Source organism: Clostridium sp. AF50-3 (genome assembly GCF_003477445.1).
Taxonomy (GTDB): Bacteria; Bacillota; Clostridia; order Lachnospirales; family Lachnospiraceae; genus Otoolea; species Otoolea fessa.
In genome coordinates, this window is record NZ_QUDH01000040.1 from 1 (window position 1) to 2991 (window position 2991).

4 protein-coding genes are annotated in these 2991 nt (G+C 30.4%); all 4 read left to right on the plus strand.

Features of this window, described 5'->3' with window-relative positions; genetic code table 11:
• Positions 1-1218, plus strand: a 1218-nt coding sequence (locus DW085_RS18630; RefSeq protein ID WP_118494343.1) for a glycosyltransferase, incomplete at its 5' end; no start/stop codon positions are given.
• Between the two features lie 72 nt (positions 1219-1290).
• On the plus strand, positions 1291-1512 hold the full coding sequence (locus DW085_RS19425) for a hypothetical protein (RefSeq protein WP_207663903.1): 222 nt from the start codon (positions 1291-1293) through the stop codon (positions 1510-1512).
• An 8-nt stretch (positions 1513-1520) separates the two neighbouring features.
• Positions 1521-2402 (plus strand): DUF262 domain-containing protein, encoded by an 882-nt coding sequence (locus DW085_RS18635; RefSeq protein ID WP_243034103.1) that lies wholly within the window; start codon positions 1521-1523, stop codon positions 2400-2402.
• Positions 2371-2979: an MAE_28990/MAE_18760 family HEPN-like nuclease gene (locus tag DW085_RS18640; RefSeq protein WP_118494346.1), complete on the plus strand. Its 609-nt coding sequence runs from the start codon at positions 2371-2373 to the stop codon at positions 2977-2979. The genes DW085_RS18635 and DW085_RS18640 overlap by 32 nt, the downstream gene beginning before the upstream one ends.
• The last annotated feature ends 12 nt before the right edge of the window (positions 2980-2991 follow it).

Here is a 2991-nt window from a genome sequence, read left to right on the forward strand (position 1 = left end):
ATGAAAAAGGTTAGTATAGTGGTACCCATTTATAATAGCGAAAAATATTTGGGATATTGTATAAATTCAATATTGAGTCAAACATATACGAATATTGAGGTGATATTAGTAAATGATGGTTCAAAAGATGACTCTATAAATATTTGCAATAATTATGCAGAGATAGATCCAAGAGTAAAAGTAATAGATATTCAAAATTCTGGAGTGAGTCATGCAAGAAACATTGGAATTGAAAATGCAACGGGATATTATTTGCAGTTTGTTGATTCAGATGATGTTATAGCGAATAATATGGTGGAGAAATTGGTTCGCGCAATGGAAGTCTATCAAATGGATGTTGTTTTTTGCGGAGCAAAGATAATTACATTAAAAAATAATATGCCACAAGATATAAAAATATGTAGTTCTGAGGGGATGGGAAAACAATGTGTTTTGAGCAGAAAGATATTTTTTGAAAATATAGCCTATCTTTTATGGAAAACAGCTATGTTGGAAGGTCCGTGGAATAAATTATATAAAAGAGAAATTATAGTAAATAAAGGAATAAAATTTCCAGAAGAAATAACATTAGGAGAAGATTTCCTATTTAATATGAATTATTATGAAAATATTAATGGGGCAGTGTTCCTTGAAGAAAAATTATATTATTATATTCAAGCGAATTCTTGTGCTTTAACGAAGATAAAACGGTTAGATATATTTGAAAATCAAATAATGCTAATAGAGGAATTTGAAAAGCTTTTAAAACGTAATATAGCATTATCGGACAATGAAAAAATTCATATTTCTGAATACACAATTGCAAAAGTGATACAATGCTTAAAAGCTTTTACAAGTAATAATAACCTTACAAAAGATGAAATTAAAAATTTTATATCCATTATTGTAAATAATGAAAAAGTGAGGACGTCATTTCAATATGCAAAATATATCGAACCAGAGTACGAGTGGTTACGGGAGAGTTATAAGTTTTGCGATGTGAATTTGATTTATGAAAAAATATTTTCTGAGTTTGATGGATGCTTGAATGATATTGACAAGGAACAAGTGAAAAATCCGGGGATAATTAACAGAACTTTGATTTTTGTACTAGATGAAATGATGAAAATTTATTCGACAAGAAAATTAGAAATGGTGAGAAATAGTTTGGTGGATTTTGGGATAAAGGCAACAGTTAATAAAAGTATAAAATATCATAATAAAAGGAATCAAGGATGAATAAAAAAGTAGAAAAATTAATTATAGACACAAAAAATCAGTTATCAGTGGAGAGGGGGAGAGTGAACGTTTATGAAGGATAGCAGAAACATTTCTGGTGAGGCATTTATGAATATGCTGGAGAAAGAGATAGATGATCAGCAGAGAAATGTTGCATTTGATATAAAAGAATATACGATTGAGATCATCGTTCAAAAGTATCTGAATGGTTTGGAAAAAGATGAGAATGAGTTTTTTGTGCCGGAATATCAGCGTGAGTTGTATGGGATGAAAACAGGCAATCTCGTTTTATAGAGTCTTTGATGATAGGATTGCCAATTCCGTATATATTTTTGGCCGAGACTTCGGAGGGGCGTTATGAAATTGTTGATGGATCGCAGAGAATTCGAACGTTGGCAGCATATATCAATGATAATTTAAAAATCAGAGGGCTTGAAAAAGTACCGGATTTGAATAATTTAAAGTTTACAGACTTAAGTATATCCCGTCAGAGAAAATTTAAAAATATTTCTTTAAAAATGATTGTCTTATCAGAACGCACAACGGATGAAACGAAAAATGATATTTTCGAACGGATTAACCGGGGCAGTGATTTGTTGAAAGATATGGAATATCGAAAAGGAATTTATACTGGAAAATTTAATGACTTCATTTGTCAATTAGCTGCGGATGAAAGATTTAAAAAATTGACACCAATTGCAAAATGGTTGGAAAAACGCCAGGAAGGGGAAGAACTTTTGCTGCGTTTCTTTGCCTTTTCCGAATGGTATCCAAAGTATAGTGATTCAAAAGGAATATCGAAACAATTAGACGAGTATATGCGAGATAAAAATGCTTCTTTTGATGATACAATGAAAAAAGAAATGCAGCATCGATTTGAAATTACCATGGACTTTGTAGAAAAATATTATCCCTATGGTTTTGCAAAAAATGAGAAAGCACGGCAGGTGGCAAGACCATATTTTGAGGCATTGTCAGTTGGTGCATATCTGGCATTAAAAGATAAAGAAAATTTGTCTGTTTCAAAGGAAAAAGCAAAATTATTGCTGACAGATGATAAATTTATTACTTCTGTTTCCGGAAGATATCAAACACATAGAGCAAAAACAATTCGAACGAGAATTGATTATATAAAAGAAGGATTGTTAAAATATGGGGAAGCAGTTGATTGCCGCAAGGAATGATTTAGAAAGTCGTTTCAATGATATGGATTTAATGATACGAATCCTAGAACTGGATGAGAATAAAAAGATTGAAAATCAGCTTCTTTTGAAATCATCGTTACTTTTGATGGTGTACAATGCGATTGAGGGAACGATGAGTAATTTGCTGACAGAATTATTTGATAGTGTTTGCGAAAAAAAGCTTCCGGTTGATAAATTACCGGAAGCTTTTCAAAATTTAATTTATAAATATCATCTAAAACGTATTGGTTCTAAAGAGAATGAATTAAAGAAATTATATGAGAGTGAAAAAGAAAAAATATGCGAAATTAGTTATCTGGAGTTGAGCAGATATTTGAAATTGTTTTCAGGTAATTTAGATGCAAGAGAGATTCGAAAAATTTCTGAAAATATAGGAATACAGATTGTAAATAAAGAATCAGACAAATTTCTTTTGATAGTAAAAAATAAGAGAAATAGTTTGGCGCATGGAGAGAAAACATTTGTCAATGCGAGCCAAGATATTACGTTAGATGAGATAAAGAAAAATATAAACTCGGTTAAAAATTATATGGAATATATAAATAGAAGAGTATGAAAAATTTATAGA